This is a genomic window from Pseudomonas sp. NY15435 (assembly GCF_048068295.1).
Classification (GTDB): Bacteria; Pseudomonadota; Gammaproteobacteria; order Pseudomonadales; family Pseudomonadaceae; genus Pseudomonas.
In genome coordinates this window covers 168,354-193,557 of the sequence record NZ_JBLUQA010000003.1, presented here as the reverse complement: position 1 = coordinate 193,557, position 25,204 = coordinate 168,354, and the positions used below count along the sequence as shown (strand labels likewise).

Genomic DNA, 25,204 nt, shown 5'->3' with positions numbered 1-25,204 from the left:
GCGCAGTAGCATGGACGGTTCATGGCCGGGCAGCATGCTCCGGCTGCAAGGATCGCGAAGGGACACTTCGATGCTTCATGGATTCTCCGCCGGCTGGCGCTCGACGCTCTGGTTTCTGCTCTACCTGTTCTGCTCCCAGCACGTCTGGGCGGCGGCGGGTGCCGAAGGCGAAGTCCTGCTGCCGTTGGGCGAACGCGTGGTCGATGTCACCGGCACTCTCGACTCCTCCGCCAAGGCGCACCTGATCGACAAGCTCAAGGCCCTGGAAGACCGGCGCGGCGCACAGATTGCCGTGGTGATGCTACCCACGGTCGGCAAGATGGGCATCGAGGCCTTCGCCAACAAACTGTTCAACGTGTGGAAGCTCGGCCGCAAGGGCATCGACGATGGCGTGCTGGTGGTCGTAGCGAAGGACGACCATCTGATGCGCATCGAGGTCGGCTATGGCCTGGAAGGCGCGATCCCCGACGTGCTGGCCGGGCGCATCATCCGCGAGCGCATGGCGCCGGCTTTCCGCGAGGGCGATTACGCGGGTGGTATCGACGCGGCGGTGGATGCGCTGATCGGGCTGGTCGACGGCGATACGCTGCCTGAGCCAGCGTCCGAGCCGTTGCACATTCCGCTGGAAGCCTGGCTGCTGCTGGCGTCCTTCGTTGTTGGCGGCGTGGGCGGCGCGCTGCTGGCGGCGCGCCGTATCGGCTGGCGTGGCGCGCTGGTGATCTGTGCGGCAGTCGTCGCGCTGGTGACAGTGGTGGCGGGCGGCAATGACTGGCTGGCGACCGTGGCAACGACGCCGATCTGTCTGCTGGTCGGCGGTGCCACCTTCGGCGCGCTATGGACGGTGCGGGCGGCGTTCTACACCGTGCTCGGGCTGATCGCCTACTGCATCCTGCTCGGCTTCCTGACGCCGCGTTTCGGCGGCGTCCTGTGGGTCTACGCACTCGCCGCTCCCATCATGGCGCTGTTCGTATTGGGGCTCTGGTGGCTGCTGATCTCGATGATGCGCGATGCATGGCGCGGCGGGATCAAGGCCGGCAAGAGCCGCAAGGCGGTCAGCGCGCCGGGCAGTCGCAAAGGCTTCTACAAGCGCCTGGCGGTCCTCATCGGCCTGTACCTGCTGTTTGGTTTGGCTATCGGCGCGCCATCGGCTCCGCTGAACTGGCTGGTGGTGCTGCCCTTCATGGGGCTGCCGGGGATATGGGTGTTCGGCACCGGGCGGGGTGGCGCTGGAGGTCGCTCCGGCTCGGGCGGCGGTTCGTCCGGCGGCTCCTCCAGTGGCAGTTCCGGCGGCGGTTCCAGCGGTGGCGGGGGCGCGTCCGGCAGTTGGTGAGGGTGTGATTCGCGCTCCCTGCGGCGATTTTCAAGGAATGAAGGTATGAACATCTGGATTCGCTGTGCTCTGTTGCTCTCCATCCTGCTCGGTACGGCTGGCGCCCAGGCACAGGTGCCGACCGACGTCGCCCGTCCCGCGCAGGACGAGCTCGTTGCCGCGCCCGGCAAAGCGGAAGCTGGAGATGAGCTTCCCCTCGCCATCAAGGTGCCTGAGCTGCAAAGCCCCGTCACCGACCTCACCGGCACCCTCGATGACGACTGGATCGCTGCGATGACACAGCGGCTGATGGCGCTGCAGCAGCGCAAGGGGTCACAGATCGCCATTCTGATGCTGCCCAGCACCGGCGAGGACAGCATCGAGCAGTACGCCACCCGTGTCTTCGAGCAATGGCGCCTGGGGCGCCGGGGCGTGGACGACGGTGTGCTGGTGCTGGTGGCCAAGGATGATCGGACCATGCGCATCGAGGTCGGCTACGGCCTGGAAGGGGCGATTCCCGACGTGGTCGCCGGGCGCATCATCCGGGAAGAGATGGTTCCGGCGTTCCGCAATGGCGATTTCGCCGGCGGTATCGAGAAGGCGGTGGGAGTGCTGGAGCGCCTGATCGACGGCGAAACTCTCCCGGAAGAAAGTCGCGACTTCCATCTGACGACTGAGGGCTGGGCGCTGTTGATCGGCCTGGGTGTCGGCGCATTGGCGGGAGCTGCACTGCGCCGCCGCTGGCTTGGCGTGAAGATAGTCATCCCGGGCGCTGTGGGCGTGGCCATGGTGCTGGCGCTCGGTTGTGGCCTGCAGAGCGCTCCGGCGATGCTGTTCGCCTTGTCGTTCTGCCTGCTGATGGGTGGGGGCGTCGGCGCCTTGGCGGCGTCATCGGGCAAGGCGGCGATGATAGTGGGCGGTATCGTCCTTTACCTGACTGCTATTGCGCTAGGCGCGGCGCAGTTCGGTAGCGACGTGCCGCTCTTTGGCCTGGCGTTGCCCTTTGCCGCGGGTATCGGATTGGTGTTTCTGTGCCTGCCGTTCTTCCTCGCCTTCGGTGCCTGGAAGCGCAGTCGCGTAGAGTTCGCCGTCCGCCTGGCGTTTGCCATGGTGATCGCCGGATTCGTCATCCATACGGTAGGCGTCCTGCAGCGGCCCTGGGTGTTTCCCGACTCTCTGGTGCTGATTCCCATGCTGTATTTCCCCTTCCTGGTCGCCTTCATGACTGGCGGCAGTTCGAGGTCAGGGTCGGGGTCTTCGGGGGGAGGATCGTCCTCCGGTGGGGGCAGCAGCTATTCCGGCGGTGGTGGTTCCAGCGGCGGTGGCGGCGCTTCAGGAAGTTGGTGATCCGGCCGCTCTGAATCAGCTATTTCCAGCCCTTCGAGAAAGTTGGAACGCTTCCTGCAAAACCCTGTGCGGATGCCCGGTTGGGCGTCAAAAGTTTGATCCGGCGGCCACCTCGGCCGCCAACGCGCAGGGGAATCACGGGTGGATCGTACGCAACTGATCGGCACTGTTCGCAGCAATCTGGTAGGGCTCAGCCGGGGCAACCTCGGCGTGCCGCTGCTGCTGCTGGCGATGCTGGCGATGATGACCCTGCCCATCCCGCCGTTCCTGCTGGATGTGCTGTTCACCTTCAACATCGCGCTGTCCATCGTCGTCCTGCTGGTCAGCGTGTATGCCCTGCGCCCGCTGGATTTCGCCGTATTCCCGACCATCCTGCTGGTCGCCACCCTGTTGCGCCTGGCGCTGAACGTCGCGTCCACCCGCGTCGTGCTGCTGCACGGCCATGACGGCCACGCCGCCGCGGGCAAGGTGATCCAGGCCTTCGGTGAGGTGGTGATCGGCGGCAACTACGTCGTCGGTATCGTGGTCTTCGCGATCCTCATGATCATCAACTTCGTGGTGGTCACCAAGGGTGCCGGGCGTATCTCCGAGGTGAGCGCGCGTTTCACCCTCGACGCCATGCCCGGCAAGCAGATGGCCATCGATGCCGACCTCAACGCCGGCCTGATCGAGCAGGCGGAAGCCAAGAAGCGTCGCGCCGAAGTGGCCCAGGAAGCCGACTTCTATGGTTCCATGGACGGTGCCAGCAAGTTCGTCCGCGGTGACGCCGTCGCCGGCCTGCTGATTCTCTTCATCAACCTCATCGGTGGCGTGGCCATCGGCATGATCCAGCACTCGATGAGCTTCGGCGACGCCGGCAAGGTCTACGCCCTGCTGACCATCGGTGACGGTCTGGTGGCGCAGCTGCCGTCGCTGCTGCTGTCCACCGCCGCCGCGATCATGGTGACCCGCGTCTCCAGCTCCGAGGACATGGGCCAGCAGGTCAACCGCCAGATGTTCGCCTCGCCCAAGGCGCTAGCGATCTCCGCCGCCATCCTGATCGCCATGGGCCTGGTCCCGGGTATGCCGCACGTGTCCTTTGTCGGCTTGGGCGGCTTGGCTGCCGCTGGCGCCTACCTGATCTGGCACCGCCAGCGCCAGGCCAGCCAGAAGGCCGAGCAGGAAGCCCAGACCCAGCAGGAACTGCTGCCGGCGCAGCGTGCCGAGCAGACCAAGGAGCTGGGCTGGGACGACGTGACCCCGGTGGACATGGTCGGTCTGGAGGTGGGCTACCGCCTTATTCCGCTGGTGGACCGCAACCAGGGCGGCCAACTGCTGGCGCGGATCAAGGGCGTGCGCAAGAAGCTGTCCCAGGACCTGGGCTTCCTGATGCCGTCAGTGCATATCCGCGACAACCTCGACCTGCTGCCCAACGCCTACCGTTTGACGCTCATGGGCGTCAGTGTGGCGGAAGCCGAGATCTATCCGGACCGCGACCTGGCGATCAACCCCGGCCAGGTGTTCGGCACCCTCAATGGCATCGCTGGCAAGGACCCGGCCTTCGGCCTGGAAGCGGTGTGGATCGAGGCTTCGCAGCGCGACCAGGCGCAGTCCCTGGGCTACACCGTGGTGGATGCCAGTACCGTGGTTGCCACCCACCTGAACCAGGTGCTGCACAAGCATGCCCACGAGTTGCTCGGCCACGAGGAAGTCCAGCAACTGATGCAGCTGCTGGCCAAGACCTCGCCCAAGCTCGCCGAAGAGCTGGTGCCGGGGCTGATTTCCCTCTCGACCCTGCTCAAGGTGCTTCAGGCACTGCTGCAGGAACAGGTGCCGGTACGCGACATTCGTACCATCGCCGAAGCCATCGCCAACGTGGCAGCGAAGAGTCAAGATCCCGCCGCGATGGTGGCGGCGGTTCGCGTCGCGCTGTCCCGCGCAATCGTGCAAACCATTGTGGGACTAGAGCCGGAGCTGCCTGTGATCACTCTGGAACCCAGGTTGGAACAGATATTGCTCAACAGTCTTCAGAAGGCCGGACAGGGCTCCGAAGACGGCATGTTGCTGGAACCCGGAATGGCCGAAAAGCTGCAGCGCTCGATGGTTGAAGCGGCGCAGCGTCAGGAGATGCTTGGCAAGCCGGCGATTCTGCTGGTGGCAGGTCCCATCCGCGCGATGATGTCGCGATTCGCCCGGATGGCAGTTCCCACCATGAACGTGCTGGCCTACCAGGAAATCCCGGACAACAAACAAGTCACGATTGTTGCCACCGTTGGGCAGAATTGAGGTCCAAGACCATGCAGGTAAAACGCTTCTTCGCCGCTGATATGCGTCAGGCCATGAAACTGGTCCGTGACGAACTGGGCCCGGATGCCTCGATCATCGGCAATCGCCGTGTCGCCGGCGGCGTGGAGCTGACCGCGGCGCTGGATTACCAGGCCCCGGTGGCTGCCAGCAAGCCGAACCCGGCGCTGGAAGCCGAACTGCGCAAGACCCAGGCGAAGATCGCCCAGGCCAAGGCGGACCTGTCGGCCCCGGCCCGCGCAAGCGATGGTGTGCGCAAGGACCGTCAAATGTACGGCACCCAGGCGCCGCGTCGCAGCGCTGCCGAGACCCTCGCCGAAGCCATGGACGCTCCGGTCGCCCCGGCGCCCGCCGCTGCCGGCCAGCAGGCGCTGGAAGCCATGCGCTTCGAGCTCAACGGCCTGCGCGAACTGATTGAAGTGCAGCTGGGCTCGATTGCCTGGAACCAGTTGCAGAACCAGCGTCCGAAACAAGCCAACCTGTGGCGTCGCCTGCAACGCATGGGGCTGCCGGCCGATCTGTCGCGCAACCTGCTGGAGCGCGTGGCGTCCATCGCCGACCCGAAGCAGGCCTGGCGCATGCTGCTGGCGCACCTGGCGCGCTCGATCAATACCCCGGAAATCGACCTGCTGGAGCAGGGTGGCGTGATCGCCCTGGTCGGCCCGGCCGGCATGGGCAAGACCACCACCCTGGCCAAGCTGGCTGCCCGCTACGTGCTGAAATATGGCGCGCAGAGCATTGCCCTGGTGTCCATGGACAGCTTCCGCATCGGCGCCCAGGAGCAGATCAAGACTCTCGGCCGTATCCTCAATGTGCCGGTGACCCTGGTCGATCCGGGCCAGTCGCTGATCCAGGCCATGGCGCCGCTGGCGCGCAAGCGCCTGGTGCTGATCGACACCGCCGGCCTGCCGGCCAACGATCCGGCGCTGCGCATGCAGCTCGAAGCGCTGTCGTCGCTGAGCCTGAACGTGAAGAATTACCTCGTGCTGGCCGCGACCAGCCAGAGTCAGGTGCTCAAGTCCGCCTGGCAGAACTATCGTTCCTGTGGGCTGGCCGGGTGCATCCTGACCAAACTGGACGAAGCGGGAAGCCTCGGCGAAGCTCTGGCTCTGGCTATCAGCCAGCATCTCCCGGTAGCCTATCTGGCTGACGGGCCGAAGATCCCGGATGACCTGCATGTGGCACGCGCGCACCAGTTGGTGAGTCGTGCGGTGAGCCTGCAGTCGCCCGAAGAGCCCTGCGAAGACGCCATGGCGGACATGTTCGCCGGTCTTTACCAACAGCCGGTGCGTCGCGCCAGCTGAAGATTGTGAGCCCCGTGTGGGGCGTGGGGTGGCCGCTTGGGCCGCCCAAGCGATGCGGATGCTCTGTTAGACGATCCGCGAGCGCCGGAGGCGGTAGAGCACTGCAACCGGATTAGCCGAAACGCCAGAAGCGTGACGGTCGAACGACGAGACAAGGTATTGATATGGGTATGCATCCCGTTCAGGTAATCGCGGTCACTGGTGGCAAGGGTGGCGTAGGCAAGACCAACGTGTCAGTGAACCTGTCGCTGGCGCTGGCCGATCTCGGCCGCCGCGTCATGCTGCTGGACGCCGACCTGGGCCTGGCCAACGTTGACGTGCTGCTGGGCCTGTCGCCCAAGCGGACGCTGGCCGACGTGATCGAAGGCGAATGCGACCTGCGCGACGTGATCCTCCAGGGGCCCGGCGGCATCCGCATCGTCCCGGCGGCCTCGGGCACCCAGAGCATGGTGCACCTCACGCCGATGCAGCACGCCGGCCTGATCCAGGCCTTCAGTGATATCAGCGACAACATCGATGTGCTGGTGGTGGATACCGCTGCCGGCATCGGCGATTCGGTGGTGAGCTTCGTCCGTGCCGCCCAGGAAGTGCTGCTGGTCGTTTGTGATGAACCCACGTCCATCACCGATGCCTACGCTTTGATTAAACTGCTCAATCGCGACTACGGCATGACCCGATTCCGCGTGCTGGCGAACATGGCCCACAGCCCTCAGGAAGGTCGCAATCTGTTCGCCAAGCTGACCAAGGTCACCGACCGCTTCCTGGACGTGGCGCTGCAGTACGTCGGCGCCATTCCCTACGACGAGTCGGTGCGCAAGGCCGTGCAGAAGCAGCGTTCGGTGTATGAGGCGTTTCCGCGCAGCAAGGCTTCCCTGGCCTTCCGTGCAGTGGCGCAGAAGGTCGACAGCTGGCCGCTGCCGGCCAACCCACGAGGGCACCTGGAGTTCTTCGTCGAGCGCCTGGTGCAACATCCCACGGGTTCGGCCGTATGACCGCGGCCTCCGGAGCGCGTATGTACAGCAAGGCACAGGCGCACAACTCCCAGGAACTGCTGATCCAGAAACACGCCCCTCTGGTGAAGCGCATCGCCTACCACCTGCTCGGCCGCCTGCCGGCCAGCGTGCAGGTGGAGGACCTGATGCAGGCCGGCATGATCGGCCTGCTGGAGGCGGCGAAGAAATACGATCAGGGCAAGGGCGCGAGCTTCGAAACCTACGCCGGCATCCGCATCCGTGGCGCCATGCTCGATGAGGTGCGCAAGGGCGACTGGGCGCCGCGTTCGGTCCACCGCAACACCCGCATGGTCAGTGACGCCATCCGCGCCGTCGAGGCGCGCACCGGACGTGACGCTAAAGATCAGGAGGTTGCTGCCGAACTCAATATGAGCCTCGAAGATTATTACGGCATCCTCAGCGACACCCAGGGCAGCCGTCTGTATAGCTTCGATGACATGTTGCAGGACGGCGACCAGGGTAGCGGCTTTGCCGAAGACGCATCGCACCACGACAACGAGCCGTCCCACGGGCTGGAGGATGAGCGCTTCCAGGCGGCCCTGGCCGACGCCATCACCAAGCTGCCCGAGCGTGAGCGACTGGTGCTGGCCCTGTACTACGACGAGGAACTCAACCTCAAGGAGATCGGCGAAGTACTGGGCGTCAGCGAGTCCCGCGTCAGCCAGTTGCACAGCCAGTGCGCCGCGCGCCTGCGTTCGCGTCTGGCGGAGTGGCGCGCTCGCTGAGCATCGGGTAGTTTCGCGTCGACTGCTTCTGAGAGGCAGTGCTGAAGGGATTTTCCTTAGGCAAGTTATAGGCTTACGAATTTTTGGGTGACGTTCCTTTGACGCGCCCACAGCAAAGAGCGCACGGCGCTCAATGAATTGACGGCACGCCCGCCAGGGCGCGTTTGGTATCGATGGAGGCAGGTTTGGACAAGAACATGAAAATTCTCATCGTGGACGACTTTTCCACGATGAGGCGCATCATCAAGAACCTCCTGCGGGACCTGGGGTTCACCAACACCGCAGAGGCCGACGACGGCACCACTGCGCTGCCGATGCTGCACAGCGGCAACTTCGATTTCCTCGTTACCGACTGGAACATGCCCGGCATGACCGGCATCGACCTGCTCCGTGCAGTCCGCGCCGACGAGCGTCTGAAGCACCTGCCGGTGCTGATGGTCACCGCCGAAGCCAAGCGCGACCAGATCATCGAAGCGGCCCAGGCCGGGGTCAACGGCTATGTGGTCAAGCCTTTCACCGCTCAGGTGCTGAAAGAAAAGATCGAGAAGATTTTCGAGCGGGTCGGCAGCTGAGGCTGACCAAGAGGGCGTCATGGATTTCAACGAATCCGCGGGTGACTTCGAGTCGACCCTGAAAAAACACGCGCGCGAATTGGTCGACTGCCTCGAACGCGGCGAAGTCCAGACTGCCGTGCAGCTGATCTCCGAGCTCAACCAGGCGCGCGATCGCGGCCTTTACCAGGAAGTGGGCAAGCTCACCCGTGAGCTGCACAACGCCATCGTCAACTTCCAGATCGACCCCAGCTCGCCCCGCGCCCAGGAAGTCTCGCAGATCGCCGACGCCACTGACCGCCTGTCCTATGTGGTGACGATGACCGAGAAAGCGGCCAATCGCACCATGGACCTGGTGGAAGAGTGCACCCCGGTGGTCATGCACATCGAGACCCAGGCCAAGGAACTGCAGGAAGACTGGTCGCGCTTCATGCGCCGCGAGCTGGGTCCCGAAGCCTTCCGCGACCTCGCCAAGCGTGTCGAGCAGTTCCTCTACATCAGCGCCCAGGACAGCCGCAAGCTCTCCGCGCACCTGAACGACATCCTGCTGGCGCAGGACTTCCAGGACCTTACCGGGCAAGTGATCAAACGCGTCACCAAGCTGGTGACCGAGGTCGAATCGAACCTGGTGAAGCTGGTCTGGATGGCAGGGCAGGTCGATCGCTACGCCGGCATCGAGCATGACCACGAGAGCATGCGCGACGCGGTGGAAAAAGAAAGATCGTCCAAGGGTGAAGGTCCGCAGATTGCTGCCGATACAAGAAAGGACGTCGTGTCCGGTCAGGACGATGTCGACGATCTGTTGTCCAGCCTTGGTTTTTAAGCGTCCGCTGACGCTGTAGAGGGAGCACCCGAATGAGCTTCGACGCCGATGACGAAATCCTCCAGGACTTCCTGGTGGAGGCCGGCGAGATCCTCGAGCTACTGTCCGAACAACTGGTCGAGCTGGAAAGCCGTCCGGAAGACATGGACCTGCTCAATGCCATCTTCCGTGGGTTCCACACCGTCAAGGGTGGGGCGGGCTTCCTCCAGCTGAACGCGCTGGTCGAGTGCTGCCACATCGCCGAGAACGTCTTCGACATGCTGCGCAAAGGCGAACGCCGCGTGGATGCCGAACTGATGGACGTGATGCTGCAGGCGCTGGATACCGTCAACGTCATGTTCCAGCAGGTCCGTGACGCTGAGGAACCGACGCCGGCTACTCCCGAGCTGCTCGCCGCGCTGTCACGACTGGCTGATCCGAACGCCGCTCCGGCCGAAGCGCCGGTTGCCGCTTCGGTGGCTGCTGAGCCGGTTGTAGAGGAAGCTCCTGCTGCTCCTGCCGCCTATGGCGACATCACCGATGCCGAGTTCGAGCAACTGATGGATGCCCTCGAGCCCACCGCTGATGCGCCGGCCGCGCCGGTAGGCGCGGGTGGCGACGACATCACCGATGACGAGTTCGAAGCGCTGCTCGACCAACTGCACGGCAAGGGCCAGTTCAGCGCTGGCGCCAAGGAGCCCGCCAAGCCGGCGCCGGCCCCCGCTGTCGAGACCCCGGCCGGCGGCGACGAGATCAGCGACGACGAGTTCGAAGCACTGCTGGACCAGTTGCATGGCAAGGGCCAGTTCACTGGCGCGAAGGAAGAAGCCAGCGCTCCCGTCGAGGCTGCCGCACAGACGAAGCCTGAGGAAGCTCCGGCCGCCAGCGGCGATGACAACATCACCGACGACGAATTCGAGAAGCTGCTCGATGAACTGCATGGCAAAGGCCAGTTCACCGGTGCGAAAGAAGAACCGGCCGCGGCTGCCAAGCCGGCTGCCGCAACGCCTGCGCCCAAACCCGCTGCCGCTCCGGCTCCAGCTCCGGCCGCTGCCGCCAAACCCGCTGCTGCCGCCAAGCCTGCCGCTGCCGCCGCTGACAAGCCGGCCAACGAGGCGGAAACCACCGTCCGTGTGGACACCGCGCGCCTGGACGAGATCATGAACATGGTCGGCGAACTGGTGCTGGTGCGTAACCGCCTGGTGCGCCTGGGCCTGAACAGCGGCGACGAGGCGATGGCCAAAGCCGTCTCCAACCTCGATGTGGTCACCGCCGACCTGCAGTCGTCGGTCATGAAGACCCGCATGCAGCCGATCAAGAAGGTCTTCGGCCGCTTCCCGCGCCAGGTCCGCGATCTGGCGCGCAATCTGAAGAAAGAGATCAACCTCGAGCTGATCGGCGAAGAGACCGACCTGGACAAGAACCTGGTCGAGGCCCTCGCCGACCCGCTGGTGCACCTGGTGCGCAACGCGGTGGACCATGGCATCGAAGGCCCTGACGAGCGCGAGGCCGCCGGCAAGTCGCGTTCGGGCAAAGTGGTGCTGTCCGCCGAGCAGGAAGGCGACCACATCCTGCTGTCGATCTCCGACGACGGCAAAGGCATGGACCCGGACGTGCTGCGCGCCAAGGCGGTGGAGAAGGGCCTGCTGGACAAGGACGCGGCCGATCGCCTGTCCGAATCCGATTGCTACAACCTGATCTTCGCCCCGGGCTTCTCGACCAAGACCGAGATTTCCGACGTCTCCGGCCGCGGTGTCGGCATGGACGTGGTGAAGACCAAGATTTCCCAGCTCAACGGGATCATCAACATCTACTCGACCAAGGGCCAGGGCTCGAAGATCGTCATCAAGGTCCCGCTGACCCTGGCGATCATGCCGACCCTGATGGTGATGCTGGGCAACCAGGCCTTCGCCTTCCCGCTGGTCAACGTCAACGAGATCTTCCACCTCGACCTGTCGAACACCAACGTGGTCGACGGCCAGGAAGTGGTGATCGTCCGCGACAAGGCCCTGCCGTTGTTCTACCTCAAGCGCTGGCTGGTGCCGGGCGCGCAGTATGACGAGCCGGGCGAAGGTCACGTGGTGATCCTCTCCGTGGGCACCCAGCGCATCGGCTTCGTGGTCGACCAACTGGTGGGCCAGGAAGAGGTGGTGATCAAGCCGCTGGGCAAGATGCTGCAGGGCACGCCGGGCATGGCGGGGGCGACGATTACCGGGGACGGGCGCATCGCGCTGATCCTCGACGTGCCGAGCATGCTCAAGCGCTACGCCCGTCGTATCTGACCGCCGTGGGCGAGCGCAGTCAATAAAACAAGCTGCGCTGGCCCATGTGATGGAAGAAGTTTTTTTCAGGAGTGTCTATGGCTGTCAAAGTCCTGGTGGTGGACGATTCGGGGTTCTTCCGCCGCCGCGTCTCGGAGATTCTTTCGGCTGATCCGCAGATCCAGGTGGTCGGTACGGCTACCAATGGCCGCGAGGCAATCGATCAGGCGCTGGCACTCAAGCCCGATGTGATCACCATGGACTACGAGATGCCGCTGATGGACGGCATCACTGCCGTGCGGACCATCATGCAGCGCTGCCCGACGCCGGTCCTGATGTTCTCCTCGCTGACCCACGAAGGCGCGCGGGTGACCCTGGACGCGCTCGACGCTGGCGCCGTCGATTACCTGCCGAAGAATTTCGAGGACATCTCGCGCAACCCGGACAAGGTCCGCCAGCTGCTGTGCGAGAAGGTCCACACCATTGCCAAGAGCAACCGTCGCTTCGCTGCGTACTCTTCGTATTCCTCGAGCCCGTCGGCACCGGCTTCGACTCCGGCCGCCAGCGCTGCGCGTCAGGCTGCGCCCGCTTCGTCGGCCGGCAGCCATGCGCCGGCCGCTCCGGTGCCGGCGACCTCTGCCGCCCCAAAGCGTAAGCCCTACCGGCTGGTAGCCATCGGCACTTCGACCGGTGGGCCGGTGGCGCTGCAGCGGGTCCTGACCCAACTGCCTGCCAACTTCCCCGCGCCGCTGGTGCTGATCCAGCACATGCCGGCGGCCTTCACCAAGGCGTTCGCCGAGCGCCTGGACAAGCTGTGCAAGATCACCGTCAAGGAGGCCGAGGACGGCGACATCCTCCGACCCGGCGTGGCCCTGCTGGCCCCCGGCGGCAAGCAGATGATGGTCGACGCCCGTGGCGCGATCCGCATTCTTCCCGGTGACGAGCGCCTGAACTACAAGCCCTGCGTGGATGTGACCTTCGGTTCCGCGTCCAAGGCCTATGGCGACAAGGTCCTGGCGGTGGTTCTCACCGGCATGGGCGCCGATGGCCGCGAGGGCGCGCGCATGCTCAAGCAGGGCGGTGCCCAGGTGTGGGCGCAGGATGAAGCCAGCTGCGTGATCTATGGCATGCCCATGGCGATCGCCAAGGCGGGCCTGGCCGATGCGGTGTACAGCCTGGATGACATCGGTCGCCACCTGACCGAGGCCTGCGGCTGATGGATGTCCTCAGCCTGGTCGGCCTGATCCTCGCGCTGGTTGCCATCATCGGCGGCAACTTCCTCGAGGGCGGGCACGTCGGTGCCCTGGCCAACGGCCCGGCGGCGCTCATCGTGGTCGGCGGTACGCTGGCCGCGGCCCTGCTGCAAACTCCCGTCGCGGTGCTCAAGCGCGCCGTGACCATGCTGCGCTGGATGGTCCTGCCGCCCAAGGTGGACCTGGTCGGCGGCATCAACCATGTGGTCGGCTGGAGCATGACGGCGCGCAAGGAAGGCCTGCTGGGCCTGGAAGCCGTCGCCGACGCCGAGCGCGACCCCTACGCGCGCAAGGGCCTGCAATTGCTGGTGGATGGCACCGAGCCGGAGACCATCCGCAGCATCCTCGAAGTCGACCTGTTCAACCAGGAAAGCCGTGACCTCGCCGCCGCCAAGGTGTTCGAGGCGATGGGCGGTTACTCGCCGACCATCGGCATCATCGGCGCGGTGATGGGCCTGATCCATGTGATGGGCAATCTTGCCGACCCCAGCCAGCTGGGCAATGGCATCGCCGTCGCGTTCGTCGCCACCATCTATGGCGTCGGCCTGGCCAACCTCCTGCTGCTGCCCATCGGCAACAAGCTGAAAAGCATCGTGCTGCGTCAGTCCTGCTACCGCGAAATGCTCATGGAGGGTCTGCTGTCCATCGCCGAGGGTGAGAACCCGCGCTCCATCGAGCTGAAGCTGCAAGGCTTCGTCGGCTAAGGGGGAGGGATGCGTATGCCTCGCCGCCGGCGCCATGAGGAACACGAGAATCACGAACGCTGGCTGGTGTCCTACGCGGACTTCATCACCCTGCTGTTCGCCTTCTTCGTGGTGATGTACTCGATCTCCTCGATCAACGAGGGCAAGTACAAGATCCTCTCGGAGACCCTGACCGGCGTGTTCAACCAGCCGGACCGCTCGATCCGCCCGATCCCCGTCGGCGAGGAGCGCCCGCGCACCCAGCAGCCGGACCAGTCGCTCAACGAACCGCAGGATGACGGCCAGACCCAGGGCAACCCCGATACCCTGCAGCAGATCACCGACAGCGTGCGCCAGGCTTTCGGCGACCTGATCTCCACCGACCAGCTGTCGGTGCGCGGCAACGAGTTCTGGATCGAGATAACCCTCAATTCCAGCCTGCTGTTCCCCAGTGGCGACGCGATACCCAACGACGCCGCCTTCGCCATCATCGAGAAGGTCGCCAGGATTCTGGCGCCCTACCGCAACCCGGTGCACGTCGAGGGCTTCACCGACAATGTGCCGATCCATAATTCGCAGTACCCGACCAACTGGGAACTGTCGGCGGCACGCGCCGCCAGCATCGTTCGCATGCTTGCCCAGGACGGCCTCGACGCCGGTCGGCTGGCGGCGGTGGGCTATGGCGAATTCCAGCCAGTGGCGGACAATGCCACGGCGGATGGCCGCGCACGCAACCGCCGAGTGGTGCTGGTGATCTCCCGCAACCTGGAGGTGCGCCGCAGCATCAGCGGGGTGGGCAGCGGCAAGGCGCAGCCGGACCCGGCGTTGCGGCATGCTGGCACGCAATCTGCACCAGTGATTGCCAGCGAGGCGCCCGGCAGTGGCGCCGTCAATTCTTCGTCATCGGCAGGGGACTAGGGTCTGATGATGCTTTTGGCGCGGCCGCGACGGAGCCGCATTTTGCGCAGTGTTAGGCGCGAGGAGTGTGGTTTGGTCATTCCAAATGAACGACGAGTAACGCAGCACTGCGCAAAATGCGGCCCGTCCCTTCGGGTTGCGCGGCAAATCACGCCATGCGTCGTTGCGGGACTTGAAAAGGGAATGACCATTTCCTGCGCCCCGCGTCTAGCCTGGCGTGATTTGTCGCGGCAACGCGGCTCGTGCCAAAAGCATCATCAGACCCTTCACATGATGACTCTGATCCGATCCTGTGCATGCGGGGAGCCAGCACTATGAAAGTCTGGGCGGTAGCCAACCAGAAAGGTGGCGTGGGCAAGACCACATCCTCCATCGCATTGGCCGGCCTGCTGGCGGACGCCGGCAAGCGCGTGCTGATCGTCGACCTGGACCCCCACGGCTCGATGACCAGTTACTTCGGCCACGACCCGGACACCCTGGAGCACAGCGTATTCGACCTGTTCCTGCACCAGGGCAACGTGCCCGAGGGCCTGCCGCAATCGCTGTTGCTTCCCACCAGCCACGAGAACATCCGCCTGCTGCCCTCCAGCACCGCGCTGGCCACCCTGGAGCGCCAGTCGCCCGGGCAGAACGGCCTGGGTCTGGTGATCGCCAAGAGCCTGGCGCAGCTGTGGAACGAATTCGACCACGCCATCATCGACAGCCCGCCACTGCTGGGCGTGCTGATGGTCAACGCCATGGCGGCCAGCCAGCATCTGGTGATCCCGGTGCAGACTGAATTCCTCGCCCTCAAGGGCCTGGAACGCATGGTCAACACGCTGAAAATGGTCAATCGCTCGCGCAAGCAGGCGCTGCCGTTCACCATCGTGCCGACCCTGTTCGACCGTCGTACCCAGGCATCGCTGGGCACGCTTCGGGTGTTGCGCGATACCTATCCGGACACCCTCTGGCAGGCGTTCATCCCGGTGGACACCAAGCTGCGTGATGCCAGCCGGCTGGGCACAGTGCCCTCGCGCAACGACGGCAACAGCCGCGGCGTGATCGCCTACCGCGCGCTGCTCAAGCATCTGCTGGCCCATGTGCCGGCGAGCCAGGTAGCCTGAAGATGGCAGGCACGATTAAAAGAATCCGACGGATGCGCTCAAGAGCGGCGCGTCTGCTGCCGATAGGCTGGACAGTCACCTTGCGCGGTTATCCATCATGAGTCGTTCCGCTACCGCCACACGCCCCCAGCTCGCGCTGCAGTCCTACCTGGACGCGCTGCTGCAGGAGGCCACTTTCGAAGACTTCGTCGCGGAACCGGTGGCGCAGCCTGTTGCTGCGCCTGTCGTTCTCGCTCCGGTTGCCCCGGTGGCACTGGTCGTCAGCGAGCCGGTCGCACCCTTGCTCGCCGAGCCTCAGGCTGCCGTCGTACAGGCGCCGGAAACCAGCGTCAGCCTCGACGAATTTGAAGCAGCGGTGCTGGAAGAACAGGTCCGCGATGCGCGTTTGAACGCGGCTGCCCGTGAGCCGGTGGTCCAGGCTCCGGCGGTCGAAGTGCGCCTGTCCGAGCCGGTCGCGGAAGCCTTTGTCGCCGATGAGCCGCCGGCACAGCTGGCCCAGGTCATCGACCTGCATCAGCCCGGCAGCGCCGAGATGCCCGCCGCGCCGCTTAAGCTGCTCGATGACGGTCGCCCGGTGTGGGCCGCCGAGCCCTTCGAGTGCCTGCTGTTCGACGTCGCCGGGCTGACCCTGGCGGTGCCGCTGGTGTGCCTGGGCTCCATTTATCCACTGGCGGGGCACGACCTGACCCCGCTGTTCGGCCAGCCCGACTGGTTCCTCGGCATCCTGCCGGGGCAGAACGGCAACCTGAAGGTGCTCGACACCGCGCGCTGGGTGATGCCCGAGCGTTACCGCGACGATTACCGCGAGGGGCTGCAATACGTGATTTCCGTGCAGGGCTACGAGTGGGGGCTGGCCGTGCACCAGGTCAGCCGCTCGGTGCGCCTGGACCCGTCCGAGGTGAAGTGGCGCAGCCAGCGCCAGCAACGCCCGTGGCTGGCCGGCACGGTGATCGACCAGATGTGCGCGCTGCTCGATGTCTCGGCCCTGGCCGAATTGATCGCCAGCGGCGCGGCCAAGCGCCTGCAGCCCTGAGGCCGGGTGCAATCCTGATTTGACAGACAACCTCCGCGCCGCAGGCGGCGTGGAACCAGAAGAGGCGAGGGGATATGAAGAAAACGTCAGCGCAAGGTGCCGAAGATCCGATTCTGCAGTGGGTCACCTTCCGCCTGGACAACGAGACCTACGGCATCAACGTGATGCAGGTCCAGGAAGTGCTGCGCTACACCGAGATCGCGCCGGTCCCCGGGGCCCCGAGCTACGTGCTGGGCATCATCAACCTGCGCGGCAACGTGGTCACTGTGATCGACACCCGCCAGCGCTTCGGCCTGGACCCGGCTCCGGTCTCGGACAACACCCGCATCGTCATCATCGAAGCTGACAAGCAAGTCGTCGGCATCCTGGTCGATAGCGTTGCCGAGGTCGTCTACCTGCGCCAGTCCGAGATCGAGACCGCGCCGAACGTCGGTAACGAGGAATCGGCCAAGTTCATCCAGGGCGTCTGCAACAAGAACGGCGAGCTGCTGATCCTGGTCGAGCTGGACAAGATGATGACCGAGGAAGAGTGGTCGGAGCTGGAGAGCATCTGAGGTGCTGATCGCTCTGGTGGTGCTCGGTATCGCCTGCGCGGGGCTCGCGCTGGCCTGTGTGTGGCTGTCCGGCCGGCAGCGCGCCCAGGAAGCACGGGCGGCGCAACTGGAGAAGCAGTTGGCGGTGTTCGAGCAGCGTCTGAAGGAACAGGGCAAGCGCATCGAGTCGTACCAGCAGATCAACATCCGCATGGGCGAAGAGCTGCGCGAGCTGAACAAGCAGGTCGCGCCGTTGCCTGAGCGCCTGGTGCGCATGGAGCAGCGCGACCCGTCCAGCCTGTCCTTCAGCCAGGCCGCGCGGCTGGTCGGCATGGGCGCCAGCCCTGAGGACCTGACCCAGAGCTGCGGCCTTTCCCAGGCTGAAGCCGAGCTGGTTGCCCGCCTGCATCAGGGCAAGGCGCGGGACTGAGCCCGGGCCGGCCCTTGCCAGCACGATATTCTCCGCGCTGTTCACCGCCTGTCGGGATTTCTGATCGTAGGATTCGTACTACGAGCAATTAGGACTCGTCTGATAAGAATGGCGGCAAATCGTCGCTAAATTGGCCTCGTCAAAATTCTTTCCGAGGCCATCGATATGGCAACCATTTCCCGACGCGCCATGGTGCTGTGTTCGCATCCCGGCCGGCTGCTGAACTACAGCGTGCTGCTCAATCGTCTGGAGTTCTACCACCTGAGCCTGTGCCTGAACCTCGACGAGGTGCGCAAGGCGCTCGCCACCCGCCAGCGTTACAGCCTGTTCATTCATGACGACTTCCGCCCCGGCCCCGGCGAGCTACTGAGCCTGAAGGCGCTGAGCCAGAGCAACACCTTCCGCCAGTTCCTGCTGGTCGGGCACTACAGCGCGGAAGAGAAACGCGGCCTGATGCAGTGGGCCTGGTCCAACCGCGTGCCCTTGCTGGACGTGCTGGACAAGCCGATTTCGCTGGCGCACCTGCGTGAAGTGACCAGCAGCATGGTGCTCTACCACAGCGAGGACGAGCAGCCGATTCACCAGGCGGTTCGCGAGATCCGCGACTTCGCCCCGGCAGGCGACCATCCGCCGCTGCGCACGGGCTGCGACTTTCGCTCCTGAGCGGTCTACCGGCGCCGGGAGGCAGGGCCTTCCAGCAGCAGGGGCGTGGTGTCCGGCGGTGACTCCGGTGTGTCGTGCAGCGGGCTCTTGCCCTTGAGGTACCAGGCAAAGGCGATGATCTCGGCGATGGTGCGGTAGAGCGCCTCGGGAATAGCGTCGCCCAGCTCCAGGCGCGCCAGCAGGCGCACCAGATCGCCGTTTTCGTAGATCGGCACTTCGTGGTGTCTGGCGATGGCGAGGATGGTTTCCGCCAATTCGTCGTCGCCCTTGGCGGTGAGCGTCGGCGCACTCTGGCCGTCGTAGTTGAGCGCGATGGCCTGGCGCGGCGCTTTTCTGGCTTTCTTCATGCGGTTTCATCCACCCAGCGTTGTTCCACCGCCGTGCGTGCGCCCTGGGGCGGCTTGCCCTGGCGGCAACTCAGCTCGCCCACGGTCAGGCCGGCGTCGTTCAGACGTTGGCGCAGGGTGCCCAGTTCGCCATCGATCAGGCTGGCAGTGGTGGCGCGTTCGGCCCACAACTGCGTGCCGATGCTGCCATGGGCCAGGGTCGCCTGGACCTGGAGCGGTCCGAGGCCATCCAGGTCGAAGGCCAGGTCGACGCGCCAGAGCATTTCGCGCGTCTGCTGCTCGCGCTCGCTCGCCGGACTGTCCTTTTCTTCCTGCTGGATACGCACCTGGATCGGCACCATCTGCTGCTGATGGCGCAGGGGGATTTCCAGCTGCCAGGTATTCACCAGCGTGCCGTCGGGCAGTACGTCGCTTTGCGCCAGGCTGCCCAACTGATGCGTCTGCAGGCGCGAAACCGCTGCGGCGGCAAGCTTGAGCAGCGCCTGGAGATCGCCCTCCTGCTCCAGTTCACGGGCCAGCCGGCTGGGCAGCGGAAAGCTGATCGCTGGCGGCGTGCGGCCGCTGGTCTGGCCGATCACGCCCAGGGCATTGCGCACGAAGGAGGGCATGGCCTGCGCCAGATTGTTGGCTCCGGCCAGGGCATTGCCCGGCAGGTTGCTCAGGACCGCGGCTGCGGTTCCGCCCTGGACGGCTGGCAGGAGCTGGGCGATCAATCGCAGCAGATTGGCCTTGAGGTCCTGGGGCAGGCCCTCCACTCCGCGCAGCAACTGCGCCTCAAGGAATACGCCGCTCTGCTGGAAGGCTTGGGCCACGCCCTTGGCGTCGCTGAGCTGGCGCACGTCCGGGAGTGCGCCGAGCAGTTTGTCCACCGCCTGGCGCAGCTCGGGGCTCAGGTCCGGGCTCGTGTTCGGATTGGTTCCAGCGCCCTGCAGCGCCCTGAACAGGCCGTCCAGCGAGCCCTGGCGACTTTGCTGGGCGCCGAGTTGCAGGCTCAGGTCGAGCTGGTCCAGGCGTGCGTTCATCGGCAGGAACTGCAAGGCCTGCTGGTCCTGCACACGGGCGCTGAGCAGACTGTTGAGCGGTAGCGGGTTGGGTGATTCGAGGCTCAGCTGGCGCCCGGCCAGCGGAGTGTTGAGCAGCGTCACCAGGACCTTGTAGACCACCTGTTCGGCCTTGCCCTGGGCGATCAGCTGGCTGGCGTCCACCTTGCCCTGGATCAGCGTTCCGACCGGCAGCACGTCGAGGTCGAGGCTGCCCAGTGGCGATTGGCTGGCACCGCCCAGGCCGAGCGGGCCGAGGCTCGGTTGCGTCAGCAAGGTAGCGGCGAGGCTGGTCTGGTTCAGCGTCGAGAGTTGCAGGGTGCTGCCCTTGGGCAGCGGCTGGGAGCTTTCCGCGACGACCAATGCTTGCTGGCCGCTGGCCATGGTCAGGCGCAGCAGCAATTGGAAGTTCACTTGCCCGTCGCGCACGGCCAGCACCTCCGCGTGGGCCTTCTCTCCCGGCGGCAACAGGTCGCCCAGGCTCTGCGCGAGCTTGAGCGTCAGCTCGGCCGAGCTCTGCGCGCTGCGCAGCGACGGTGTAGGCGGTAGCGGACGGGAAGCGCCAATTTCACTCGGCATCGGGGACCTGTAGGCGGCGTGACGGGGTTACGCCCAGTGTATCGGCGGCGACCGTGGGCACTTTAGACCGTCCGGCGGCAGCCGAGGAGGGCGGTGCACACAGGCAAGGTGCGCTGATTTGACGTTACACCCTGTCGAAAAACCTGACGTCGAGCGTAGGAACGCCTGTGTATAATGCGCCGCCCGAGGCCGTGCTTGGCGGCCCGGGCGGTATGGCCGCTTTTTTGCACCACTGACTGTTTTCTGCCCGACGGTTGCCGATGCCCTTGACCCATCCACTCCTCGAAACCGTGGCGCTCGCCTGCGAGCGGGACTGGCGCATGCTGTTCGAGCGTCTCGATTTGCGACTGGGCGCGGGCGAGATGCTACAGATCGTCGGCCCCAACGGCAGCGGCAAGACCAGCCTGCTGCGCCTGCTCAGCGGCCTGATGCAGCCCACTGCCGGTGACGTGCTGCTCAACGGCAAGCCGCTCACCGAGCAGCGTCACGAACTGGCCCGGCTGCTGCTGTGGATCGGCCACGCCGCCGGCATCAAGGGCCTGCTCACCGCCGAGGAAAACCTCGCCTGGCTTTGCGCCCTGCACCAGCCGACCAACCGCGATGCCATCTGGCAGGCGCTGGATGCGGTGGGCCTGCGCGGCTTCGAGGATGTTCCCTGTCATACGCTGTCCGCCGGCCAGCAGCGCCGCGTGGCTCTGGCGCGCCTGTACCTGGACGCGCCGCCGCTGTGGATCCTCGACGAACCCTTCACCGCCCTGGACAAGCAGGGCGTGGCTCAGCTCGAAGAACACCTGGCCGGCCATTGCGAGCGTGGCGGTCTGGTCGTGCTGACCACCCACCACACGCTGGAGCGCATGCCGCAGGGCTACCGTGCCCTTGACCTGGGCCAGCATGCACGGGAGGTCGCGGCGCGATGAGCAACGTTTTCACCCTGTTGCTCGCCCGCGAAGCGCGCCTGCTGTTCCGCCGTCCGGCGGAGCTGGCTAATCCTTTGGTGTTCTTTGCCATCGTCATCGCATTGTTCCCGCTGGCGGTCGGCCCCGAATCGGAAATGCTCAAGAATCTCTCGCCGGGGCTGGTCTGGGTTGCGGCTTTGCTGGCAGTGCTGCTGTCGCTGGACGGCCTGTTCCGCAGCGATTTCGAAGATGGCTCCTTGGAACAGTGGGTCCTTTCGCCGCACCCCCTGCCACTACTGGTCCTGGCTAAAGTGCTGGCACACTGGCTGGTTTCAGGGCTGGCGCTGGTGCTGCTGTCGCCGCTGTTCGCCCTGATGCTGGGCCTGCCGGCGCGCTGCCTGCCCGACCTGTTGCTGTCGTTGCTGCTGGGCACGCCGATCCTGAGCCTGCTGGGCGCGGTTGGCGCGGCCCTTACCGTGGGTTTGAAGCGAGGCGGCCTGCTGCTGGCCTTGTTGATTCTGCCGCTCTACATTCCGGTGCTGATCCTGGGCAGCGGAGCGCTGCAGGCGTCGCTGCAGGGACTGCCCACCGCCGGGCACCTGTTGTGGCTGGCCAGCCTGACGGCGTTAGCATTGACGCTGACGCCCTTTGCCATCGCCGCCGGGCTGAAGATCAGCGTCGGCGAGTGAACGAACGATCGCCGGGCTGGGAAGCGGCACCGGCGGCAGACTAGAGCTTTGAATTACAGAGCCTGATGATGAACTGGACTTGGTTTCACAAGCTTGGCTCGCCCAAGTGGTTCTACGAGATCAGCGGACGCTGGATGCCCTGGTTCGCGCTCGCCGCGATCCTGCTGATGGTTGCCGGCACTGTCTGGGGCCTGGCCTTCGCGCCGCCGGACTACCAGCAGGGCAACAGCTTCCGGATCATCTACATCCACGTGCCGGCCGCGTTCCTCGCCCAGTCCTGCTACGTGATGCTGGCGGTGGCCGGCGCGGTCGGGCTGATCTGGAAAATGAAGATCGCCGACGTCGCCGTACAGTGCGCCGCGCCCATCGGTGCCTGGATGACCTTCGTCGCGCTGGTCACCGGCGCCATCTGGGGCAAGCCGACCTGGGGCGCCTGGTGGGTCTGGGACGCGCGCCTGACCTCGATGCTGATCCTGCTGTTCCTGTATTTCGGCATCATCGCTCTCGGCCAGGCCATCACCAACCGCGACAGCGCCGCGAAGGCCTGCGCCGTGCTGGCCATCGTCGGCGTAGTGAACATCCCGATCATCAAGTACTCGGTGGACTGGTGGAACACCCTGCACCAGCCGGCCACCTTCACCCTCACCGAGAAGCCGCCAATGCCGCCGGAGATGTGGATCCCGCTGCTGATGATGGTCGCCGGTTTCTACTGCTTCTTCGCCGTGGTGCTGATGATGCGCATGCGCCTTGAAGTGCTCAAGCGCGAAGCCCGCGCGAGCTGGGTCAAGGCCGAGGTGGAGCGCGCGCTATGAGTTTCGAGTCCTTCTCCGATTTCCTCGCCATGGGACACCATGGTCCGTATGTGTGGTCCGCCTACGCCATCTGCGCGGTGGTCCTGGCGATCAACGTCGTCTCGCCGATCGTGGCGCGGCGGCGTTACCTGCAAGAAGAGGCGCGTCGTCTGCGCCGGGAGGCCAGCAAGTGAATCCGGTCCGCAAGAAGCGTCTGTACATCGTTCTCGCCATCGTCGCCGGCGTTGGCGTCGCCGTCAGCCTGGCGCTGTCGGCCCTGCAGGAAAACATCAACCTGTTCTATACCCCGACCCAGATCGCCAACGGCGAGGCGCCGCACGACACGCGCATCCGCGCCGGCGGCATGGTGGAGAAGGGCTCGCTCAAGCGTTCGGCGGATTCGCTGGACGTGGAGTTCGTGGTCACCGACTTCGCCAAGGAAGTCACGGTGAAGTACCGCGGCATCCTCCCGGACCTGTTCCGCGAAGGGCAGGGCATCGTCGCCCTGGGCAAGATCAACGAAGCCGGCGTGCTGACCGCCGATGAAGTGCTGGCCAAGCACGACGAGAAATACATGCCGCCGGAAGTCACCAAGGCGCTCAAGGACAGCGGCAAGCTGGAACACTACGAGGCCAGCCAGAGCGGCAATGCCGCGCCACAGCAGGGGAGCAACTGACATGGTCCCCGAACTCGGCCACCTTTCGCTGATCCTCGCGCTGTGCATGGCGCTGGTGATGTCCTTTTTCCCACTGATCGGCGCCTGGCGCGGCGATCGCCAGTGGATGAGCCTGGCGCGCCCGGCAGCCTGGGGGCAGTTCGCCTTCCTGCTGTTCTCCTTCGGCTGCCTGACCTGGGCCTTCCTCCACGATGACTTCTCGGTGGCCTACGTCGCCAGCAACTCCAACAGCGCGCTGCCCTGGTTCTACAAGTTCAGCGCGGTGTGGGGCGCCCACGAAGGCTCGCTGCTGCTCTGGGCGCTGATTCTTGGCGGCTGGACTTTCGCCGTCTCGGTATTCTCCCGCCAGTTGCCGGAAGTGATGCTGGCCCGCGTGCTGGCCGTGATGGGCATGATCAGCACCGGCTTCCTGCTGTTCCTGATCATCACCTCGAACCCCTTCAGCCGCCTGCTGCCGCAGGTGCCGGCTGACGGCAACGACCTGAACCCGCTGTTGCAGGACCCGGGCCTGATCTTCCACCCGCCGATGCTCTACATGGGCTACGTGGGCTTCTCGGTGGCCTTCGCCTTTGCCATCGCCGCGCTGCTCGGTGGCCGCCTCGACGCGGCCTGGGCGCGTTGGTCGCGCCCGTGGACCCTGGTGGCCTGGACCTTCCTCGGCGTGGGCATCGTGCTCGGCTCCTGGTGGGCCTACTACGAACTGGGTTGGGGCGGCTGGTGGTTCTGGGACCCGGTGGAAAACGCGTCCTTCATGCCCTGGCTGGTGGGCACCGCACTGATCCACTCGCTGGCGGTGACCGAGAAACGCGGCGTGTTCAAGAGCTGGACCGTGCTGCTGGCCATCGCGGCCTTCTCGCTGAGCCTACTGGGTACCTTCCTGGTCCGCTCGGGCGTACTGACCTCGGTGCACGCCTTCGCCTCGGACCCTGAGCGCGGCGTGTTCATCCTCGCCTTCCTGCTGGTGGTGGTCGGTGGCTCACTGACGCTGTTCGCCCTGCGCGCGCCGGTGGTCAAGAGCCAGGTCGGCTTCGCCCTGTGGTCCCGCGAGACCCTGCTGTTGCTGAACAACCTGATCCTGGTGGTCACCGCGTCGATGATCCTGCTGGGCACGCTCTACCCGCTGGTGCTCGATGCCATCAGCGGCGCCAAGCTGTCGGTCGGCCCGCCGTACTTCAACGCGCTGTTCGTGCCGCTGATCGCCATCCTCATGCTGGCCCTGGCGGTCGGTGTGCTGGTGCGCTGGAAGGACACTCCGACGCGCTGGCTGCGCAACATGCTCACCCCGGTGCTGATCGGCACCGTGGTGCTGGGCGGCCTGGGCAGCTTCCTGTATGGCGAGTTGCACTGGGAAGTGCTGACCGTCTTCATGCTGGCGGCCTGGGTGGTGCTGGCCGGTGTGCGTGACTTCTTTGACAAGGTCCGCCACAAGGGCGTGATCGCCGGTGCCGCGGGTCTGAACCGCAGCTACTGGGGCATGCAACTAGCGCACTTCGGTATCGCCATCTGCGCCATCGGCGTGGTCCTCACCAGCCAGTTCAGCGCCCAGCGCGACCTGCGCATGGCGCCGGGCGAGTCGGTGGAGCTGGCCGGTTACCAGTTCCGCTTCGAGGGGACCCATCACTTCGAAGGGCCGAACTTCACCTCCGACAAGGGCACCATCCTGGTGACCCGCAACGGTTCCGAAGTTGCCACGCTGCACCCGGAGAAGCGCCTGTACAGCGTGCAGAACTCGATGATGACCGAAGCCGGCATCCACGGCAGCCTGACCCGCGACCTCTACGTCGCCCTGGGTGAGCCGCTGGACAACGGCGCCTGGGCCGTGCGCGTGCACATCAAGCCCTTCGTGCGCTTCATCTGGCTCGGCGGCCTGCTGATGGCCCTGGGCGGCGTGCTGGCGGCGCTGGATCGTCGCTATCGCCTGAAAGTGAAAACGCGTGTACGCGAGGCCCTCGGCCTCGCCGGACAGGGAGCCTGA

25 protein-coding genes are annotated in these 25,204 nt (G+C 65.4%); 23 read left to right on the top strand and 2 right to left on the bottom strand.

The window, feature by feature from the left end:
* The first annotated feature begins 70 nt into the window (after nt 1–70).
* The 17 genes from ACNFH5_RS08125 (at nt 71) to ACNFH5_RS08045 (ending at nt 18,211) form a co-directional block, all read left to right on the top strand.
* Nucleotides 71–1,330 (top strand): TPM domain-containing protein, encoded by a 1,260-nt coding sequence (locus tag ACNFH5_RS08125; protein WP_416745116.1) that lies wholly within the window; start codon nt 71–73, stop codon nt 1,328–1,330.
* Between the two features lie 45 nt (nt 1,331–1,375).
* A complete protein-coding gene (locus ACNFH5_RS08120) occupies nt 1,376–2,656 on the top strand; it encodes a TPM domain-containing protein (protein WP_416745115.1) in 1,281 nt (426 codons plus the stop codon).
* Between the two features lie 141 nt (nt 2,657–2,797).
* Nucleotides 2,798–4,921, top strand: a complete 2,124-nt coding sequence (gene flhA / locus ACNFH5_RS08115) for a flagellar biosynthesis protein FlhA (protein WP_416745114.1) — start codon at nt 2,798–2,800, stop codon at nt 4,919–4,921.
* 11 nt (nt 4,922–4,932) lie between these two features.
* Nucleotides 4,933–6,243 carry a flagellar biosynthesis protein FlhF gene (gene flhF / locus ACNFH5_RS08110; RefSeq protein ID WP_416745113.1) on the top strand — a complete coding sequence of 437 codons (1,311 nt, stop codon included), beginning with the start codon at nt 4,933–4,935 and terminating at the stop codon, nt 6,241–6,243.
* A gap of 164 nt (nt 6,244–6,407) precedes the next feature.
* Entirely contained in the window at nt 6,408–7,235 is an 828-nt protein-coding gene (gene fleN / locus ACNFH5_RS08105; RefSeq protein ID WP_017520297.1) for a flagellar synthesis regulator FleN, read from the top strand.
* Nucleotides 7,232–7,981, top strand: coding sequence for an RNA polymerase sigma factor FliA (gene fliA, locus ACNFH5_RS08100; RefSeq protein WP_416745112.1), 750 nt, complete (start codon nt 7,232–7,234; stop codon nt 7,979–7,981). The genes fleN and fliA overlap by 4 nt, the downstream gene beginning before the upstream one ends.
* 197 nt (nt 7,982–8,178) lie before the next feature.
* Nucleotides 8,179–8,553, top strand: coding sequence for a chemotaxis response regulator CheY (locus ACNFH5_RS08095; protein WP_085988857.1), 375 nt, complete (start codon nt 8,179–8,181; stop codon nt 8,551–8,553).
* Nucleotides 8,554–8,572: 19 nt separating this feature from the next.
* Nucleotides 8,573–9,355 carry a protein phosphatase CheZ gene (locus tag ACNFH5_RS08090; RefSeq protein WP_416745111.1) on the top strand — a complete coding sequence of 261 codons (783 nt, stop codon included), beginning with the start codon at nt 8,573–8,575 and terminating at the stop codon, nt 9,353–9,355.
* 32 nt (nt 9,356–9,387) lie between these two features.
* Nucleotides 9,388–11,616, top strand: coding sequence for a chemotaxis protein CheA (locus ACNFH5_RS08085; protein WP_416745110.1), 2,229 nt, complete (start codon nt 9,388–9,390; stop codon nt 11,614–11,616).
* A gap of 77 nt (nt 11,617–11,693) precedes the next feature.
* Nucleotides 11,694–12,812: a protein-glutamate methylesterase/protein-glutamine glutaminase gene (locus ACNFH5_RS08080; protein WP_416745109.1), complete on the top strand. Its 1,119-nt coding sequence runs from the start codon at nt 11,694–11,696 to the stop codon at nt 12,810–12,812.
* The gene (locus tag ACNFH5_RS08075; protein ID WP_416745108.1) at nt 12,812–13,552 is read left to right on the top strand and encodes a flagellar motor protein; all 741 of its coding nucleotides are present in this window, start codon (nt 12,812–12,814) and stop codon (nt 13,550–13,552) included. Before ACNFH5_RS08080 ends, ACNFH5_RS08075 begins: the two co-directional genes overlap by 1 nt.
* A 15-nt stretch (nt 13,553–13,567) precedes the next feature.
* Nucleotides 13,568–14,449, top strand: coding sequence for a flagellar motor protein MotD (gene motD, locus ACNFH5_RS08070; protein ID WP_416745107.1), 882 nt, complete (start codon nt 13,568–13,570; stop codon nt 14,447–14,449).
* Between the two features lie 314 nt (nt 14,450–14,763).
* Complete coding sequence (locus ACNFH5_RS08065) at nt 14,764–15,552, top strand: ParA family protein (RefSeq protein ID WP_416745106.1); 789 nt, start codon at nt 14,764–14,766, stop codon at nt 15,550–15,552.
* 97 nt (nt 15,553–15,649) lie between these two features.
* Nucleotides 15,650–16,585, top strand: a complete 936-nt coding sequence (locus ACNFH5_RS08060) for a chemotaxis protein CheW (protein ID WP_416745105.1) — start codon at nt 15,650–15,652, stop codon at nt 16,583–16,585.
* A 74-nt stretch (nt 16,586–16,659) separates the two neighbouring features.
* Complete coding sequence (locus tag ACNFH5_RS08055; protein ID WP_015476565.1) at nt 16,660–17,139, top strand: chemotaxis protein CheW; 480 nt, start codon at nt 16,660–16,662, stop codon at nt 17,137–17,139.
* Between the two features lies 1 nt (nt 17,140).
* On the top strand, nt 17,141–17,548 hold the full coding sequence (locus tag ACNFH5_RS08050; RefSeq protein WP_416745104.1) for a DUF2802 domain-containing protein: 408 nt from the start codon (nt 17,141–17,143) through the stop codon (nt 17,546–17,548).
* Between the two features lie 165 nt (nt 17,549–17,713).
* A complete protein-coding gene (locus tag ACNFH5_RS08045; protein WP_416745103.1) occupies nt 17,714–18,211 on the top strand; it encodes a hypothetical protein in 498 nt (165 codons plus the stop codon).
* Nucleotides 18,212–18,216: 5 nt separating this feature from the next.
* Here ACNFH5_RS08045 and ACNFH5_RS08040 read toward each other — a convergent pair whose 3' ends face one another.
* Both ACNFH5_RS08040 and ACNFH5_RS08035 read right to left on the bottom strand, forming a co-directional pair.
* Nucleotides 18,217–18,558, bottom strand: a complete 342-nt coding sequence (locus tag ACNFH5_RS08040) for an EscU/YscU/HrcU family type III secretion system export apparatus switch protein (RefSeq protein ID WP_416745102.1) — start codon at nt 18,556–18,558, stop codon at nt 18,217–18,219.
* Complete coding sequence (locus tag ACNFH5_RS08035; protein ID WP_416745101.1) at nt 18,555–20,177, bottom strand: flagellar hook-length control protein FliK; 1,623 nt, start codon at nt 20,175–20,177, stop codon at nt 18,555–18,557. Before ACNFH5_RS08035 ends, ACNFH5_RS08040 begins: the two co-directional genes overlap by 4 nt.
* Before the next feature lie 260 nt (nt 20,178–20,437).
* On the opposite strand from ACNFH5_RS08035, the gene ccmA reads away from it, so the two are divergent.
* The 6 genes from ccmA to ACNFH5_RS08005 all read left to right on the top strand — a co-directional run bounded on the left by ccmA (nt 20,438) and on the right by ACNFH5_RS08005 (nt 25,204).
* Entirely contained in the window at nt 20,438–21,094 is a 657-nt protein-coding gene (gene ccmA / locus ACNFH5_RS08030) for a cytochrome c biogenesis heme-transporting ATPase CcmA (RefSeq protein ID WP_416745100.1), read from the top strand.
* Nucleotides 21,091–21,762 (top strand): heme exporter protein CcmB, encoded by a 672-nt coding sequence (gene ccmB / locus ACNFH5_RS08025; RefSeq protein WP_017520311.1) that lies wholly within the window; start codon nt 21,091–21,093, stop codon nt 21,760–21,762. Before ccmA ends, ccmB begins: the two co-directional genes overlap by 4 nt.
* A 65-nt stretch (nt 21,763–21,827) precedes the next feature.
* Complete coding sequence (locus tag ACNFH5_RS08020; RefSeq protein WP_416745099.1) at nt 21,828–22,574, top strand: heme ABC transporter permease; 747 nt, start codon at nt 21,828–21,830, stop codon at nt 22,572–22,574.
* Nucleotides 22,571–22,747, top strand: coding sequence for a heme exporter protein CcmD (ccmD, locus tag ACNFH5_RS08015; RefSeq protein ID WP_024765945.1), 177 nt, complete (start codon nt 22,571–22,573; stop codon nt 22,745–22,747). Before ACNFH5_RS08020 ends, ccmD begins: the two co-directional genes overlap by 4 nt.
* The gene (gene ccmE, locus ACNFH5_RS08010) at nt 22,744–23,229 is read left to right on the top strand and encodes a cytochrome c maturation protein CcmE (protein ID WP_045212029.1); all 486 of its coding nucleotides are present in this window, start codon (nt 22,744–22,746) and stop codon (nt 23,227–23,229) included. Before ccmD ends, ccmE begins: the two co-directional genes overlap by 4 nt.
* Nucleotide 23,230: 1 nt before the next feature.
* Nucleotides 23,231–25,204 carry a heme lyase CcmF/NrfE family subunit gene (locus tag ACNFH5_RS08005; RefSeq protein WP_416745098.1) on the top strand — a complete coding sequence of 658 codons (1,974 nt, stop codon included), beginning with the start codon at nt 23,231–23,233 and terminating at the stop codon, nt 25,202–25,204.